The sequence below is a fragment of the Pseudomonas sp. PDM26 genome (genome assembly GCF_019219185.1).
GTDB lineage: Bacteria > Pseudomonadota > Gammaproteobacteria > Pseudomonadales > Pseudomonadaceae > Aquipseudomonas.
In genome coordinates this window covers 42933-58720 of the sequence record NZ_JAHUWC010000007.1, presented here as the reverse complement: position 1 = coordinate 58720, position 15788 = coordinate 42933, and the positions used below count along the sequence as shown (strand labels likewise).

Genomic DNA, 15788 nt, shown 5'->3' with positions numbered 1-15788 from the left:
GTTCCGACGATGGACGTCAACGATGACACGGGGATCCTGACGCCCCGCGGTGTCCTCAGGTTTTTCGCGAGCAAGCTCGCTCCTACAGCGAACGTGTCACCACGGTTTCAAGGCAGAAACCGGCAGTACGCACCACCAGGCTCCACCCCAAAGAAGACAAAACAATAACCACCGAACCGGGCGGCGCCCTCAAGGCCCCGTCACGGTTTCGGACATCCGAAATCTGCCGATTTTCCGGAGCAAACACACATGAGTGCATTACCCGAACTCTCTGCAGCCCTTGCCGACAGCGATGCCGAGCAACTACGCAAACTGGGTTACACCTCCAACTTCAATCGCAGCATGAGCCTGTGGGAAAACTTCGCGCTGGGCTTCACCTACCTGTCCCCGGTCGTCGGGGTCTATACCCTGTTCGGCTTGTGCCTGGCCGCGGGCGGGCCACCGATGTTCTGGGCTTACTTGCTGGTCGGTTGCGGCCAGTTGCTGGTGTGCCTGATCTTCGGCGAAGTGGTTTCGCAGTTCCCGATTTCCGGCGGCGTGTACCCATGGGCCCGCCGTCTGGTGGGCAAGCGCTGGGCGTGGATGGTCGGCTGGATCTACTCCATCGCCCTGTGCGTGACCATCGCTGCCGTGGCGGTGGGTGCCGGTCCGTACCTCGCCGCCATGATGGGCTTTGAACCGAGCAACAACACCAACATCATCATCGCCCTGTTCCTGACGCTGTTCGCCACCCTGGTCAACCTCAGCGGCACCAAGGTGCTGGCGCGGATCGCCATGTTCGGCTTCCTCTGCGAGCTGGTCGGCGCAGTCATCGTTGGCGTTTACCTGCTGATTTTCGAGCGTCATCAACCGATCAGCGTGCTGTTCAACACCTTTGATATCAGTGTCGACGGCTCGTACCTGCCAGCGTTCCTCACCGCTTCGCTGGCGGGGATGTTCCTGTACTACGGCTTCGAGGCCTGCGGCGACGTGGCCGAAGAAACCCCGAACCCGAGCAAGCAGATCCCGGTGGCCATGCGCATGACCATCTACATCGGCGGCATCGCGGCGATGTTCGCCTGCCTGGCGCTGATCCTGGCCGTGCCGGACATGCAAGCGGTGATCAACGGTACCGACAAGGATCCAGTCACCACCATCCTCAACAACGCCTTCGGCCCGGTGGGTTCGAAAGTAGTGATGGGCGTAGTGATGATTTCCTTCATCTCCTGCGTGATCAGCCTGCAAGCGGCGGCCAGTCGTCTGCTGTATTCCTACGCCCGTGATGAAATGGTCATCGGCAGCCGACTGCTGAAAAAGATTTCCCCTACGACTCAGGTACCCGTTGCCGCACTGTTCGTGTCCGGCGTCCTGCCGGCACTGATCATCATCCTCGGCTTCTTCCTGCAAGACGCGGTAGCCACCATCGTCAGCTTCGCGGCCATCGGCATCTACCTGGCGTTTCAGATGATCGTGCTCGCGGCCCTTTACGCCCGCATGAAGGGCTGGAAACCGAGCGGCAAATTCACCCTCGGCGCCTGGGGCTGGGCGGTGAACATCGGCGCGCTGGTCTACGGCGTCGGCGCCATCATCAACATGGCCTGGCCACGTACGCCGGACGCCGCCTGGTACATCAATTACGCGATGGTGCTGAGTACCGCCATCGTGATTGGTCTGGGCCTGCTCTACATGTGGATCGCCAAGCCGTATGACCACGGCACGGCGCCTGCGGGGGATGCTTGGAAGGTTGGTCACTAATGAAAATCGCCCCGGGATCAAGTGCGATCTCGGGGCGAGTTTTGTCCAGCGCAAAAACAGAAAATTCCTACAGATACAGCCTTCATGAAAAACCCTCGATTCCTACAACAAGCGTCCCCAGAGTAGACTTGGCGCCGCGAGCGCCTGATCGATAGGCTTTGTTCCGTCGCTGCCAAATCAGCGGCCCGGAGTCGAAGCCGGATCAAGTCAAAACGGTGCTCGTGTGCCCCCATAGAACTGTGGCTGTTTTATGCCTTCAGTTCTGCATTATGGCGGGCCGTGTGGCGCGGGCCTTTCGGCTTCCGTTTTGACTTGGAAGTGTCCCGACTTCGAACGCCGCTCGGTCCGCCACCCAACCTGTCGGAGGGTTGGTGGCGACTTTCCAAGCCAAAACGGAAATCACGCCATGCCAATGCATACTCAAAGCTCGCCTCTTCCCTATTTCGATCCCACCGTCTTCACCCGCCACAACCGCTTCCTCCACGCTTTCATGCAAGACAACCAAGCTTGGTTCTGTGTTCAGGACCTTGGGCGCCTGATGGGCAAACCCCTCAATGAACGGCTCACCCTGAAACTCGATCCCGACCAACGTCGCAGCGTCTGGATGCGCAAGGACGGCAAAACGGTCGAAACCCTGATGGTCAGCGAATCAGGCATGTACGCCTTGCTGGTCCACCACTTCGTCCCGGAAAACCGCAACCTGCGCCAATGGCTGAGCAACGAAGTCATACCCTCGCTGCGTGATGCGAATTCAGCGCCTGTAGAAAACCTGCCAAGCCTGAGTTCTCTGAATTGGGCCGGAGTCTCGGTGCCCTTGCTGCATTACCAACATCACGCGTGGATCAAGTGGCGAGACATGCCTGAGTTGATGCAGGTGCAGCGACCCTATCCGGTTGCGGGCACCTGCCGCTGAGTCTTGAGCCCTTAATGAAAACGGGGCGGACGCTACAGTCTGCGCCGTTTGCCGTATGACCACGGTATCGCCGCTTCAGGAGAGGCATGAAAGGTGAGTCGATAACAGCGTTCGCCCCAATGCCTGTGGACAATCTGCTTACAAGGCAATCACTCGCAACATTTCCCCACCGTACACTGCGGTATCACTGGCTAGAGTGTCTTTTACCCAGCACGTGGTGAGGGTTGACGAACATCACGGTACAACCTAGGGTGTTTACGTGGTTTACAGCGTATACACATTGAGGAAAGCCGTCATGGCCTCGCCCGTTCTATCTTTTCGCGTCGAAGAGCTTCTGGCTCAACAACTGGATCAATTGGCAGCAGCCACTGATCGCGATCGTCAATATCACCTCAAGCGAGCACTGGTTCGATATGTGGAAGCTGAGTCTTGGCATCTGCAAGCCATCAGCGAGGGTATAGCCGATGCCGATGCTGGGAAACTCACCGATCTGGACGCCGTGAAGGCTAAGTGGGAAAAACGTGCCGAACGTAGTACTGACTGAAAAAGCGGAAAGCGACCTCGACAATATCCACGAACACTACCGAGAGACCGCAGGCGCAGACGCCGCCATGAAGATCATCTCGACGATTTTGCAGTCCTTCAAACAACTGGAAGTGTTTCCTGGCTCAGGCAGACCTTCCGTCATGCCAGATGTACGAGAGCTGGTTCTTGATCGTTATCCATTCATTGCTCCTTACCGATTTTCTCAAGGAAAAATTCAAGTTTTGCGAGTGCTCCATCAGCGAATGGAGCGCTCGCAAGATTGGTAGAAATCACTCAGCCGCGACTGAATACCCGCCTTCTTCAAAACCGCGAAACACTCCGCATCGCATCCACCAGATACCTCATCGCAATCCTGTCGCTCTCCGACAGCTCCCGATAGCGTTCCACCAGTTTCATTTCCTCGCTATTGAGCCGACGTCTTCGACGCCCGCTAGCCAGGCAAGGAAAGATTCCCAACATTTCAGTGATGTTCTGTACTTTCGACATGGACGATGTCCTTCTCTAGACGTCAAAGAAACTGCAAAAACCGCATCGCCCTATCCCTTTTTCAGCAGCCGCTGGGTGCCCACTGAACCGCACCGGTCCGAAGGGCATAAACCGGTCATGTGCACAGAATAGAAATATTCCGGGCGCTGAAAAGCAATTTTTAGAGTAATTAGTCGAAAAAAGCAGAAATGCCCTCTAAATCAGAAACCACTGTCGGAATTGTTTCCCGACATGTCTTGTTTCATTGCCGGGCTAGCGCCGTGCCATCAATCAATTCAGCTCTGCAATCGAACGGTTTAAGCTATCCGGCCTCTGTATAAAAGTCCGTTGCGTTTGGCCGAAGGCATGTCCGAACCGATATTTCTGATCCAGCACGTGCCAGGAACGGCACGGGATTGTTCACGACAGGTTGTATTTATGCACCGCAGGAACTTGCTCAAAGCCTCCATGGCCATCGCGGCCTACACCGGTTTGTCCGCCACCGGCCTGATGGCGGCCCAGGCCTGGGCCTCCAGCGGCGGCACCGCTGACGGCGAGGCCACCGCGTTCGATTTCGAGGCGCTGAAGCTCCAGGCCAAACAGCTCGCCAGCCATCGCTACCAGGACACCAAGCAACAGTTGCCGCCGACCCTGGCGAGCATGACGCCGCAGAACTTCAATGCGATCCGCTACGACGCCAGGCACTCTTTGTGGAATGACCTGAACGGCCAGCTGGATGTGCAGTTTTTCCACGTCGGCATGGGGTTCAAGCAGCCGGTGCGCATGTACAGCGTCGACCCCAAGACCCGACAGGCGCGAGAGGTGCATTTCCGCCCGCCGCTGTTCAACTATGAAAACACCACGGTCGACACCGCACAGCTCAAGGGCGATTTGGGTTTCTCCGGCTTCAAGTTGTTCAAGGCCCCGGAACTGGACAAGCACGACGTCGTGTCCTTCCTGGGCGCCAGTTACTTCCGTGCGGTGGACGCCACCGGCCAGTACGGTTTGTCGGCCCGCGGGCTGGCCATCGACACCTACGCCAAAAAGCGCGAAGAATTCCCCGACTTCACCAAGTTCTGGTTCGAGACGCCGGGCAAGGACAGCACCCGCTTCGTGGTCTACGCCCTGCTCGACTCGCCGAGTGCCACCGGTGCCTACCGCTTCGATATCGACTGCCAGGCCGAACGCGTGGTGATGGAGATCGATGCCCACGTCAACGCACGCACCGCCATCGACCAACTGGGCATCGCGCCGATGACCAGCATGTTCAGTTGCGGCACCCACGAACGCCGGATGTGCGACACCATTCACCCGCAAATCCATGACTCCGATCGCCTGGCCATGTGGCGCGGCAACGGCGAGTGGATCTGCCGCCCGCTGAATAACCCGGCGACCCTGCAATTCAATGCTTTCGCCGACAAGGACCCGAAAGGTTTTGGCCTGGTACAGACCGACCACGAGTTCGCCAGCTATCAGGATACCGTCGACTGGTACAGCCGCCGCCCGAGCCTGTGGGTCGAACCGACCACCCCATGGGGCGAAGGCTCGATCGATCTGCTGGAGATTCCGACCACCGGCGAAACCATGGACAACATCGTCGCCTTCTGGACCCCGAAGAAACCAGTGGCTGCGGGGGATTCGTTGAACTACGGCTACAAACTCTACTGGAGCGCACTGCCACCGGTCGGCACTCCGCTGGCGCGAGTCAATGCGACCCGTTCAGGCATGGGCGGATTCACCGAAGGCTGGGCGCCGGGCGAGCATTACCCGCCAGTCTGGGCCCGTCGTTTTGCCGTGGACTTCACCGGCGGCGGCCTGGACCGCTTGCCTGAAGCTGCGGGCATCGAGCCGGTGGTCACTTGCTCGAACGGCGAGGTCAAGGATTTCAGCGTGCTCAAGCTCGATGACATCAAGGGCTACCGCATCCTGTTTGACTGGTACCCGACCAATGACAGCGTGGAACCTGTCGAGCTGCGCCTGTTCATCCGCACCAACGACCGCACGCTGAGCGAAACCTGGTTGTATCAGTACTTCCCGCCAGCTCCCGACAAGCGCAAATATCCGTGACGACCAAGTAGCACCCGACCGCCATTCGGTTTTCCGAACGCGACCTGCGGGTCAGTTCGGTTAACCGGATCATCCAGCCTCAACATTCGCGCCATAAATATTTAATTTCCTTATAAATCAATAGCATGACCTATTGGCACTGGTCTGGCACGAGTCATGCTCTACACTTCTTCGACGAATGTCCTTTGCGCCTTCTCTCAGTAGCGCTCAGGTGATTTGCAGCACAAAAGGGCCGATGAACTGGCTCCATAAAAAAAACAATGTCGAGGAAAATTTGATGCGCATCGTTCCCCACATCCTGGGCGCAGCCATTGCTGCCGCTCTGATCAGCACGCCAGTTTTCGCCGCCGAACTCACCGGCACCCTGAAGAAGATCAAAGAGTCCGGTGTCATCACCCTCGGGCATCGTGACGCTTCCATTCCGTTCTCCTACATTGCGGATGCTTCCGGCAAACCGGTCGGCTACTCCCACGACATCCAGCTGAAAGTCGTCGAAGCGCTGAAAAAAGACCTCGACATGCCAAACCTGCAGGTCAAGTACAACCTGGTGACTTCGCAAACCCGTATCCCGCTGGTGCAGAACGGCACCGTGGACCTGGAGTGCGGTTCCACCACCAACAACGTCGAGCGTCAGCAGCAAGTTGACTTCTCCGTTGGCATCTTCGAAATCGGTACTCGCCTGCTGTCCAAGGCAGACTCCAAGTACAAGGATTTCCCTGACCTGGCCGGCAAAAACGTCGTGACCACCGCCGGCACCACGTCCGAGCGCATCCTCAAGTCGATGAACGCCGACAAGCAGATGGGCATGAACGTCATCTCCGCCAAAGACCATGGTGAATCCTTCCAGATGCTGGAAACCGGCCGTGCCGTGGCTTTCATGATGGACGACGCCCTGCTGGCAGGTGAAGCAGCCAAGGCCAAGAATGCGAAAGACTGGGCAGTGACCGGTACTCCGCAGTCCTACGAAATCTACGGTTGCATGGTGCGCAAAGGCGACGAGCCGTTCAAAAAGGCTGTGGATGACGCCATCAAGGCCACCTACGCATCGGGCGAGATCAACAAGATCTACGAAAAATGGTTCATGCAGCCAATCCCGCCAAAAGGCCTGAACCTGAATTTCCCGATGAGCAACGAGCTCAAGGCCCTGATCGCCAATCCGACCGATAAAGCGGCTGACGACAAGAAATCCTGATTTCTGACTAACCTTATCTCCTGAGAGGGCATATGCCCTTTCAGGAGGTGGTCACTTCCTGCTGGCATTTTTTGGAAACACTCGAACCGGTGGCTGTCGAGCCGGGCGCGTGTGCCTGTCCCTCAAGGACAGGCGGGAACGGAGCTTCCCCCAGGCGGGCACTTGTACATCGATTGAACTGAGGGGAGACCCTAATGAATTACAATTGGGACTGGGGCGTGTTCTTCAAGTCCACCGGCGTGGGCAGCGAGACCTATTTCGACTGGTACGTGACCGGTTTGGGCTGGACCATCGGCATCGCCATCGCGGCCTGGATCATCGCCCTGACACTGGGCTCGATCCTGGGCGTCATGCGTACCGTGCCGAACCGCATCGTATCGGGCATCGCCACCTGCTACGTCGAACTCTTCCGTAACGTGCCGCTGCTGGTGCAGCTGTTCATCTGGTACTTCCTGGTACCCGACCTGCTGCCGGCAGACCTGCAAGAGTGGTACAAGCAGGATCTGAACCCGACCACCTCGGCGTTCCTCAGCGTCGTCGTGTGCCTGGGCCTGTTCACCACGGCTCGCGTTTGCGAACAGGTGCGCACCGGTATCCAGGCCCTGCCAAAAGGCCAGGAATCCGCGGCCCGCGCCATGGGTTTCAAGCTGCCGCAGATCTACTGGAACGTGCTGCTGCCCCAGGCCTACCGGATCATCATTCCGCCGCTTACCTCGGAATTCTTGAACGTCTTCAAGAACACGTCCGTGGCCTCGCTGATCGGCTTGATGGAATTGCTCGCGCAGACCAAACAGACTGCCGAGTTTTCCGCCAACCTGTTCGAAGCCTTCACCCTGGCCACGCTGATCTACTTCACCCTGAACATGAGCCTGATGCTGCTGATGCGCATGGTCGAGAAGAAAGTCGCCGTGCCGGGCCTGATTTCCGTAGGGGGTAAATGATGGAATTCGACTTCTCGGGCATCATCCCGTCCCTGCCGGGCCTGTGGAACGGCATGATCATGACCCTCAAGCTGATGGCCATGGGCGTGGTCGGCGGGATCATCCTCGGCACCATCCTGGCATTGATGCGTCTGTCCCACAGCAAAGTGCTGTCGAACATCGCGGGCGCCTACGTCAACTATTTCCGTTCGATCCCGTTGCTGCTGGTCATCACCTGGTTCTACCTGGCGGTGCCGTTCGTGCTGCGCTGGATCACCGGCGAAGACACACCGATCGGCGCGTTCGCCTCCTGCATCGTGGCCTTCATGATGTTCGAAGCGGCATACTTCTGCGAAATCGTCCGCGCTGGTGTGCAGTCGATTCCCAAGGGCCAAATGGGCGCTGCCCAGGCGCTGGGCATGACTTATGGCCAGATGATGCGCCTGATCATCCTGCCGCAGGCATTCCGCAAGATGACCCCACTGTTGCTACAACAGAGCATCATCCTGTTTCAGGACACCTCGCTGGTCTACGCCGTCGGCCTGGTGGACTTCCTCAATGCTTCGCGTGCCAGTGGCGACATCATTGGCCGCTCCAATGAGTTCCTGGTTTTCGCCGGTCTCGTGTACTTCATCATCAGCTTTGCCGCCTCGCGGCTGGTCAAGCGTCTGCAAAAAAGGTTCGCCGTATGATCTCTATCAAAAGCATCAACAAGTGGTATGGGGACTTCCAGGTACTGACTGATTGCAGCACCGAGGTCAAAAAAGGCGAAGTGATCGTGGTGTGCGGGCCATCCGGTTCCGGCAAATCGACCCTGATCAAGTGCGTCAACGCCCTGGAACCGTTCCAGAAAGGCGACATCGTGGTCGACGGCACCTCCATCGCCGACCCGAAGACCAACCTGCCGAAGCTGCGTTCGCGCGTGGGCATGGTGTTCCAGCACTTCGAGCTGTTCCCGCACCTGACCATTACAGAAAACCTGACCATCGCGCAGATCAAGGTGCTGGGCCGCAGCAAGGAAGAAGCCACCAAGAAAGGCCTGCAACTGCTCGAGCGCGTCGGCCTGTCGGCTCACGCCCACAAGCACCCCGGCCAACTGTCCGGTGGCCAGCAACAGCGCGTGGCGATTGCCCGTGCGCTGGCGATGGACCCGATCGTCATGCTGTTCGACGAACCGACCTCGGCGCTGGACCCGGAAATGGTCAACGAAGTACTCGACGTGATGGTGCAACTGGCCCACGAAGGCATGACCATGATGTGCGTGACCCACGAAATGGGCTTCGCCCGTAAAGTGGCGGACCGGGTGATCTTCATGGATGCCGGCAAGATCATCGAAGACTGCAAGAAAGAGGAGTTCTTCGGCGACATCAACGCCCGTGCGGATCGTACGCAGCACTTCCTGAACAAGATTCTGCAGCACTAAGCAAACACCGCTCCCCCTGTGGGAGCGGGCTTTTGTGGCGAGGGGGCTTGCCCCCGCTGGGCTGCGTAGCGGCCCCGGTATTTTAAAGTCAGACCGCATGCAATGGGTTTACGACTGCTTTGCAGCCGAACGGGGGCAAGCCCCCTCGCCACAGATTTCTCACCCACATCGATCGGTGGTATCTCACGATCAAGTGTTGTGGTTGACCCAAGGCATCTGTGATGAAATGCGACCCCAATCTTTATCGCGCAGCAATGCCATCACTCGCCGTGAAACCCCGTCTGATTCGTCATTTGTTCCTGCCACCGCTGATCATCGCCATGATGATCGGCCTGGGCTATATCGGCTTCTGGGTCAGTGAGCACTATGGCATTCGCAGCCTTGGCGAGAACGGCCAGCGACAGCTGGAACTGCACGCCCGTGCCGTCGAAAGCGAAATCAGCAAATACACCTACCTGCCCAGCCTGCTGGAGCTCGAAACCAGCGTTTCGCAGTTGCTGGCCGACCCGACCCCGGAACACCGGCAAACGGTCAACGATTACCTCGAAGGCCTGAACCGGCGCAGCCGCAGTCGGGCCATCTACGTGATGGACACCACCGGCCGCGTGATGGCCACCAGCAACTGGCGCGATGTCGACAGTTACCTGGGTGAAGACCTGTCCTTTCGCGCCTATTTCCAGAACGCCGTGCGTGGTCAGCCCGGGCGCTTCTACGGCATCGGCAGTACCAACGGCGAACCCGGCTACTACCTGGCCCATGGCCTGGAAGAACACGGCAAGATCATCGGCGTCGCCGTGGTCAAGGTACGCCTGGAAGCCATGGAAGAACGCTGGCAGCGGGCACGCCTGGAAGCCTTCGTCAGCGACGAGAACGGCATCATCATTCTCTCCAGCGATCCGGCTCGGCGTTTGAAATCGGTGGTGCCGTTGAGCGAAGAAACCAAGGAAAAACTCGCCCGCAGCCTGCAGTACTACTGGTTCCCGCTCAACGAACTGCAACCGCTGGCCAGGGAAACCCTGTCCGAAGGCGTGGAAAAACTCACGTTCCCGGCCAACAGCGAACTGGCGTCCGACGATGAAAACATCAGTTACCTGGCGCAAACCCGGCCGCTCGGCGATACGCCGTGGAATTTCACCCTGCTCACGCCGCTCCAGGACCTGCGCCGCGAAGCGATCAACCAGGGGATTCTGGTGGCCGTGGCGTTTGCCCTCTGTGCCTTTCTGTTGATCGCCTGGAACGAGCGGCGCAAGGTGATCGCCACACGTCTGGCGGCTCGGGAAGCCTTGCAGGAAGCCAACAATCAGCTGGAGCGTCGGATTACCGAACGCACCACCGACCTGCGCGCCAGCAACGAACGGCTCAAGGGGCAGATCCGCGAGCGCCGGCTCGCCGAAGAGACTTTGCGCCGCGCCCAGGATGAACTGGTGCAGGCCGGAAAACTCGCGGCCATCGGCCAGATGTCCACCAGCATCGCCCACGAACTGAACCAGCCGCTGGCGGCGCTGCGCACCTTGTCCGGCAATACCGTGCGCTTCCTCGAACGTGGCCAGCTCGACGTGGCCAGCACCAACCTCAAGACCATCAACGAACTGATCGACCGCATGGGCCGGATCACCGCCAGCCTGCGCTCGTTCGCCCGGCGCGGTGACGACAAGGGCCAGGCCTGCCTCGGCAAAGCGGTGGACGCGGCCCTGCAATTGCACGGTGCACGGGTGGAGAACACCCCTCTGCAATTGCACCGCCATTTCGAAGCTGTGCAGGTGCAGATCGACCAGACCCGCCTGGAGCAGATTCTGGTCAACCTCATCGGCAACGCTCTCGACGCCATGCAAGCGCAGCCGCAACCCGAGCTGTGGCTCGAAGGCGAAGCGTTCGATGGCAAATACCGCCTGCGCGTGCGTGACAACGGCCATGGCATCGACGCCGAAGCGCGCAAGCACCTGTTCGAGCCCTTCTTCACCACCAAACCCGGCGAACAGGGCCTGGGCCTTGGCCTGACCCTTTCCGCCAGCCTGGCTGCCGCCACCGGCGGTCACCTGGGTGTCGAGCACCCGTCCAGCGGTGGTACCGCATTCGTCCTCAGTTTACCGTTGGTAAGCCCCACTCCCGCCGAGCCAATATGAACAACGACCTTAGTGTATTGATCGTCGAAGACGACCCCCATGTGCTGCTCGGCTGCCAACAGGCGCTGACCCTGGAAGACATTCCCTGCATTGGCGTGGGCAGCGCCGAAGAAGCCCTGGAGCGGGTCGGCGACGATTTCGCCGGCATCGTCGTCAGCGACATTCGCCTGCCGGGCATCGATGGCCTGGAATTGCTGACCCGGCTCAAGGCCCGCGACCGCAGCCTGCCGGTGGTGCTGATCACCGGGCACGGCGACATCTCCATGGCCGTCGGCGCGATGCAGAAAGGCGCCTACGATTTCATGGAAAAGCCGTTCTCCCCTGAGCGTCTGGTGGACGTGGCCCGCCGTGCCCTGGAGCAACGCAGCCTGGCACGGGAAGTGTCGTCGCTGCGCCGGCAACTGGCCGAGCGCGACTCCCTCGAAGGGCGGATCATCGGACGCTCGCCGGCCATGCAGAACCTGCGGGAACTGATTGCCAACGTCGCCGATACCTCGGCCAACGTGCTGATCGAAGGCGAGACCGGCACCGGCAAGGAGTTGGTCGCACGCTGCCTGCATGATTTCAGCCGGCGGCACACCAAGCAGTTCGTCGCCTTGAACTGCGGCGGCCTGCCGGAGAACCTCTTCGAAAGCGAAATTTTCGGCCACGAGGCCAACGCCTTTACCGGCGCCGGCAAACGGCGGATCGGCAAGATCGAACACGCAGACGGCGGCACACTGTTCCTCGACGAAGTGGAAAGCATGCCTCTGCCCTTGCAGATCAAACTGCTGCGGGTGTTGCAGGAACGCACCCTCGAACGCCTCGGTTCGAACCAGAGCGTGGCGGTGGATTGCCGGGTGATCGCGGCGACCAAATCCGACCTCGTCGAGTCGAGCAAGGCCGGCGAATTCCGCAGCGACCTGTACTACCGCCTCAACGTGGTGACCCTGGAACTGCCGCCATTGCGCGAGCGCCGTGAGGACATCCTGCAACTGTTCGAGCACTTTTTGCAGCTGTCGTCCCTGCGCTTCGACCGCGCGGTACCGGAGCTGGACAACCAGACCGTTTCGAACCTGATGAGCCACGACTGGCCGGGCAACGTGCGTGAACTGCGCAACGTTGCCGAGCGCTTTGCCCTGGGCCTGCCGGCGTTCAAGAAAACCGGTGCCAGTGGCGGCAGCCAGGGTCTGGCGTTTGCCGAAGCGGTGGAAGCGTTCGAGCGCAACCTGCTCAGCGATGCCTTGCAACGCAGCGGCGGCAACCTGACCCAGGCCAGCCAGGAACTGGGCATGGCCAAGACCACGTTGTTCGACAAAGTGAAAAAATACGGGCTAAGCCATTGAGCAAAACCTGATCGCCCACTACCCCTGTAGGAGCTGCCGAAGGCTGCGATCTTTTGATCTGGATCTTTTGATCTGAATCCTGAAAATCAAAAGATCGCAGCCTCCGGCAGCTCCTACAGGGGATCGAGGGGTTAGAGGAGGTTGCGATCGGCCACAGGCTCGATCTGCGCCCAGTGCGAGGTGTCTTCACGGTGCTCGCGCAAATACGGCAACACCGCCCCTAGCAACGGCGCCTTGAATGCCTCCTGGAAGCGATGGGCCAGGCCCGGAATCAGGATCAATTGGCTGCCTCGCAGATGCGCCGCCAGATGCACCCCGTGCATCACCGGCAACAACGGGTCGGCCGTGCCATGCACCACCAGCGCCGGCACCCGCAACTGATTGAGCAGGGTCACCCGGCTCGGTTCGGCGAGAATGGCCATGATCTGGCGTTTCACGCCCTCGGGATTGAACGCCCGGTCATAGGACAGCGCCGCCTGATGCAGCAGCGCCTGACGATCATCGGTGACCATCGGGCTGCCCAGCGCCGCCAGCAAGTCGGCCTGTTGCTCCAGGGCCACTTCGCGGCTCGGTGCACCGCGCCGGGACAACAACTGCACCAGCGCCGCACTCGGTGCTGGCAAGCCTTCGGCGCCGGAGGTGGTCATGATCAGGGTCAGGCTCTCGATCCGTTGCGGTGCCATGGCCGCCATGTGCTGGGCGATCATCCCGCCCATGCTGGCGCCCAACACGTGGAATTGATCGATGTGCAAGGCGTCCATCAGCCCCAGGCCATCATCGGCCATGTCGGTCAGCGAATATGGCGACGACACCGGCAATCCGAGTTTGTAGCGCAGCACTTCGAAGGTCAGGTTGGCTTCGGCCGGTGCTTGCCGCCAGGTCGACAGGCCGACATCGCGATTGTCATAACGGATCACCCGGAACCCCTGCTGGCACAGGGCGACCACCACCTCGTCCGGCCAGTGAATCAACTGCCCGCCCAGGCCCATCACCAGCAGCAAGGCCGGGTCCGACGCACGGCCGATACTCTGGTACGCCAGGCTTACCTGGGCCAGATCCACCCGTTCTGTCGGAACATTGACGTCACAACGCGAAGCCGCCAGGGACGGCAGGCCGAACAGCAGCGCGGCCAACAGTACGATTCGTGAAAAGAATGAAGCACCCATGAAAAACACCAAAACGCAGAACCCCAGTAGAGCGCGAGTCTGATGAAGTTTGTTCAAGCGCGCTGCCACAGTTCCATGACAGTTTGATGAAGAGTGCCGGGCGGTCGTCTTCAGGACCGCGTTATCGTTCACCGCGAGCAGGCTCGCTCACAAGATTTATGTCGATCACAGAGTTTGTGAACAACATTGATCACTAACGGGAGCGAACTTGCTCCGGTGTAAAAGAGGGCACTCCTGTCGACAGCCAACCCAACATGAGACAAACTCAACCTTTTCGATTTATCGACAAGTTTTTCTCATGGAGCCCCCGCCGGTGCTTGAAATCCGTCACCTCAAGACCCTGCACGCCTTGCGCGAAGCCGACAGCCTGGTGGATGCGGCCGATCGTCTGCACCTGACCCAGTCGGCCCTGTCTCACCAGTTCAAAGAACTGGAAGAGCGCATGGGCATGCCGCTGTTCGTGCGCAAGACCAAACCGGTGCGTTTCACCAGCGCCGGTCTGCGCCTGCTGCAATTGGCCGACGCCACCCTGCCGCTGCTGCGCGCCGCCGAGCGCGACATCAGTCGCCTGGCCGGTGGCACCGCCGGTCGCTTGCACATGGCCATCGAATGCCACAGTTGCTTCCAGTGGCTGATGCCGACCATCGACCAGTTCCGCGACGCCTGGCCGGAAGTCGAACTGGACCTGGCCTCGGGCTTCTCCTTCGCTCCGCTCCCGGCCCTGGCCCGTGGCGATCTGGACCTGGTGGTGACCTCCGACCCGGTGGATCTGGCCGGGATCACCTATGTACCGCTGTTCACTTATGAAGCGATGCTCGCGGTGGCCAACCAGCACCGCCTGGCCAGCAAGGCCTACATCGTCCCGGAAGACTTGCTCCCGGAAACCTTGATCACCTACCCGGTGGAACGGGACCGGCTGGACATCTTCACCCGCTTCCTCGAACCCGCCGATATCGAACCGGCCCAGGTCCGCACCTCGGAACTGACAGTGATGATGATGCAACTGGTGGCCAGCGGTCGTGGCGTGTGCGGCATGCCCCATTGGGCACTGCATGAATACAGCTCACGGGGTTATGTGAAGGCCAAGCGGCTGGGTGAGAAAGGTCTGTTCGCGACGTTGTATGCGGCAATCCGTGCCGACATGCTGGATGCACCGTACATGCGCGACTTCTTGCTGACGGCCAAGGACACGTCGTTTTCGACATTGGATGGGGTGAGTGCAGTTCGCTAAAACAATCAGACGATGCGGTCTTTGTGGCGAGGGGGCTTGTCGGATCGCCACAAAAGCCCGTTCCCACAGGGGATCTGCGGTGACTTCAGAGTTCATGGGTTCCGGAGCCTTGCTAACAGTTATATGTGTTTTATCTTCCATAAATCAGTCACTTATCTAATCTAACTTTTTTCACGTATTTTTTTACGCGTGGAACGAGTGAGTGAGTGCCAATCTGCCTCATTGCAATCCCATGGCAACCCTTCATTTGAGCGTTCGTCAGAGGTGGAGGTTAGTCTATGACGGTCAACTGCCGACATTACCTGCCTTGCTTGGGAGAATTTGGTTCGATGAGTGAATGGTCCCTTCAAACGCTGCTGTCAGGTCTGCACGATAATGAAACGATCAGGCAGTCGTCGCGGAGCGCGGGGGCGTCCGCTTTTTGGAGGCCGAAAAGTATAGATTTCAATCTCGGACGCGTACTTTTCTGATGCGCAAACCATGGCCGACTTTTTCAAAAGAATCGGCCGAAAGCTGTCGACCATCAAGGGCTGCTACCGACCTGGAGCAGTCGGCGAACAGAATAATTGCAAATTAGTGGCTATGCTTGGTCTGCTGTCGAAACTGATCAGGCAGTCCGGCAGGCTGCGCGGAAATGACCCGCAACGTGCCCTATGTCACCCGACTATTCTGCGTGAAGCATC

General features: G+C 59.3%; 14 protein-coding genes. 12 read left to right on the top strand and 2 right to left on the bottom strand.

All coding sequences use genetic code 11. The features are described 5' to 3' along the window. Positions 1-249: 249 nt before the first annotated feature. The 4 genes from KW849_RS15100 (at position 250) to KW849_RS15085 (ending at position 3459) form a co-directional block, all read left to right on the top strand. Positions 250-1734 (top strand): APC family permease, encoded by a 1485-nt coding sequence (locus tag KW849_RS15100; RefSeq protein ID WP_218430121.1) that lies wholly within the window; start codon positions 250-252, stop codon positions 1732-1734. 406 nt (positions 1735-2140) lie between these two features. Continuing rightward, positions 2141-2647: a Bro-N domain-containing protein gene (locus KW849_RS15095; protein ID WP_218430120.1), complete on the top strand. Its 507-nt coding sequence runs from the start codon at positions 2141-2143 to the stop codon at positions 2645-2647. A gap of 295 nt (positions 2648-2942) precedes the next feature. Next, the gene (locus tag KW849_RS15090; RefSeq protein WP_150728218.1) at positions 2943-3191 is read left to right on the top strand and encodes a CopG family ribbon-helix-helix protein; all 249 of its coding nucleotides are present in this window, start codon (positions 2943-2945) and stop codon (positions 3189-3191) included. Further along, the gene (locus KW849_RS15085; protein ID WP_218430119.1) at positions 3169-3459 is read left to right on the top strand and encodes a type II toxin-antitoxin system RelE/ParE family toxin; all 291 of its coding nucleotides are present in this window, start codon (positions 3169-3171) and stop codon (positions 3457-3459) included. Before KW849_RS15090 ends, KW849_RS15085 begins: the two co-directional genes overlap by 23 nt. Before the next feature lie 34 nt (positions 3460-3493). Here the strand turns inward: KW849_RS15085 and KW849_RS15080 are convergent, their stop codons facing one another. Further along, complete coding sequence (locus tag KW849_RS15080; protein WP_218430118.1) at positions 3494-3679, bottom strand: hypothetical protein; 186 nt, start codon at positions 3677-3679, stop codon at positions 3494-3496. A gap of 417 nt (positions 3680-4096) precedes the next feature. On the opposite strand from KW849_RS15080, the gene KW849_RS15075 reads away from it, so the two are divergent. The 7 genes from KW849_RS15075 (at position 4097) to KW849_RS15045 (ending at position 12708) form a co-directional block, all read left to right on the top strand. Next, positions 4097-5725, top strand: a complete 1629-nt coding sequence (locus KW849_RS15075) for a glucan biosynthesis protein D (protein WP_218430117.1) — start codon at positions 4097-4099, stop codon at positions 5723-5725. 277 nt (positions 5726-6002) lie between these two features. After that, positions 6003-6917, top strand: coding sequence for a glutamate/aspartate ABC transporter substrate-binding protein (locus KW849_RS15070; RefSeq protein WP_008021031.1), 915 nt, complete (start codon positions 6003-6005; stop codon positions 6915-6917). Between the two features lie 194 nt (positions 6918-7111). After that, positions 7112-7858, top strand: coding sequence for an amino acid ABC transporter permease (locus KW849_RS15065; protein ID WP_108216596.1), 747 nt, complete (start codon positions 7112-7114; stop codon positions 7856-7858). Next, positions 7858-8529: an amino acid ABC transporter permease gene (locus tag KW849_RS15060; RefSeq protein WP_108216595.1), complete on the top strand. Its 672-nt coding sequence runs from the start codon at positions 7858-7860 to the stop codon at positions 8527-8529. Before KW849_RS15065 ends, KW849_RS15060 begins: the two co-directional genes overlap by 1 nt. Further along, positions 8526-9260 (top strand): amino acid ABC transporter ATP-binding protein, encoded by a 735-nt coding sequence (locus KW849_RS15055; protein ID WP_007985725.1) that lies wholly within the window; start codon positions 8526-8528, stop codon positions 9258-9260. The genes KW849_RS15060 and KW849_RS15055 overlap by 4 nt, the downstream gene beginning before the upstream one ends. A 221-nt stretch (positions 9261-9481) precedes the next feature. Continuing rightward, positions 9482-11383: a sensor histidine kinase gene (locus KW849_RS15050; RefSeq protein ID WP_218430116.1), complete on the top strand. Its 1902-nt coding sequence runs from the start codon at positions 9482-9484 to the stop codon at positions 11381-11383. After that, the gene (locus KW849_RS15045) at positions 11380-12708 is read left to right on the top strand and encodes a sigma-54 dependent transcriptional regulator (RefSeq protein ID WP_218430115.1); all 1329 of its coding nucleotides are present in this window, start codon (positions 11380-11382) and stop codon (positions 12706-12708) included. The genes KW849_RS15050 and KW849_RS15045 overlap by 4 nt, the downstream gene beginning before the upstream one ends. Positions 12709-12839: 131 nt before the next feature. Here the strand turns inward: KW849_RS15045 and KW849_RS15040 are convergent, their stop codons facing one another. Further along, on the bottom strand, positions 12840-13874 hold the full coding sequence (locus tag KW849_RS15040; RefSeq protein WP_218430114.1) for an alpha/beta fold hydrolase: 1035 nt from the start codon (positions 13872-13874) through the stop codon (positions 12840-12842). A 313-nt stretch (positions 13875-14187) separates the two neighbouring features. On the opposite strand from KW849_RS15040, the gene metR reads away from it, so the two are divergent. After that, a complete protein-coding gene (gene metR, locus KW849_RS15035; RefSeq protein ID WP_007985733.1) occupies positions 14188-15105 on the top strand; it encodes a transcriptional regulator MetR in 918 nt (305 codons plus the stop codon). Positions 15106-15788: the final 683 nt, after the last annotated feature.

Excerpts from the sequence above, each read along its gene's own strand:
- KW849_RS15100 (WP_218430121.1), top strand. The coding sequence starts at position 250 with ATGAGTGCATTACCCGAACTCTCTGCAGCCCTTGCCGACAGCGATGCC.
- KW849_RS15095 (WP_218430120.1), top strand. The coding sequence starts at position 2,141 with ATGCCAATGCATACTCAAAGCTCGCCTCTTCCCTATTTCGATCCCACC.
- KW849_RS15090 (WP_150728218.1), top strand. The coding sequence starts at position 2,943 with ATGGCCTCGCCCGTTCTATCTTTTCGCGTCGAAGAGCTTCTGGCTCAA.
- KW849_RS15080 (WP_218430118.1), bottom strand. The coding sequence starts at position 3,679 with ATGTCGAAAGTACAGAACATCACTGAAATGTTGGGAATCTTTCCTTGC.
- KW849_RS15075 (WP_218430117.1), top strand. The coding sequence starts at position 4,097 with ATGCACCGCAGGAACTTGCTCAAAGCCTCCATGGCCATCGCGGCCTAC.
- KW849_RS15070 (WP_008021031.1), top strand. The coding sequence starts at position 6,003 with ATGCGCATCGTTCCCCACATCCTGGGCGCAGCCATTGCTGCCGCTCTG.
- KW849_RS15065 (WP_108216596.1), top strand. The coding sequence starts at position 7,112 with ATGAATTACAATTGGGACTGGGGCGTGTTCTTCAAGTCCACCGGCGTG.
- KW849_RS15060 (WP_108216595.1), top strand. The coding sequence starts at position 7,858 with ATGGAATTCGACTTCTCGGGCATCATCCCGTCCCTGCCGGGCCTGTGG.
- KW849_RS15055 (WP_007985725.1), top strand. The coding sequence starts at position 8,526 with ATGATCTCTATCAAAAGCATCAACAAGTGGTATGGGGACTTCCAGGTA.
- KW849_RS15050 (WP_218430116.1), top strand. The coding sequence starts at position 9,482 with ATGAAATGCGACCCCAATCTTTATCGCGCAGCAATGCCATCACTCGCC.
- KW849_RS15045 (WP_218430115.1), top strand. The coding sequence starts at position 11,380 with ATGAACAACGACCTTAGTGTATTGATCGTCGAAGACGACCCCCATGTG.
- KW849_RS15040 (WP_218430114.1), bottom strand. The coding sequence starts at position 13,874 with ATGGGTGCTTCATTCTTTTCACGAATCGTACTGTTGGCCGCGCTGCTG.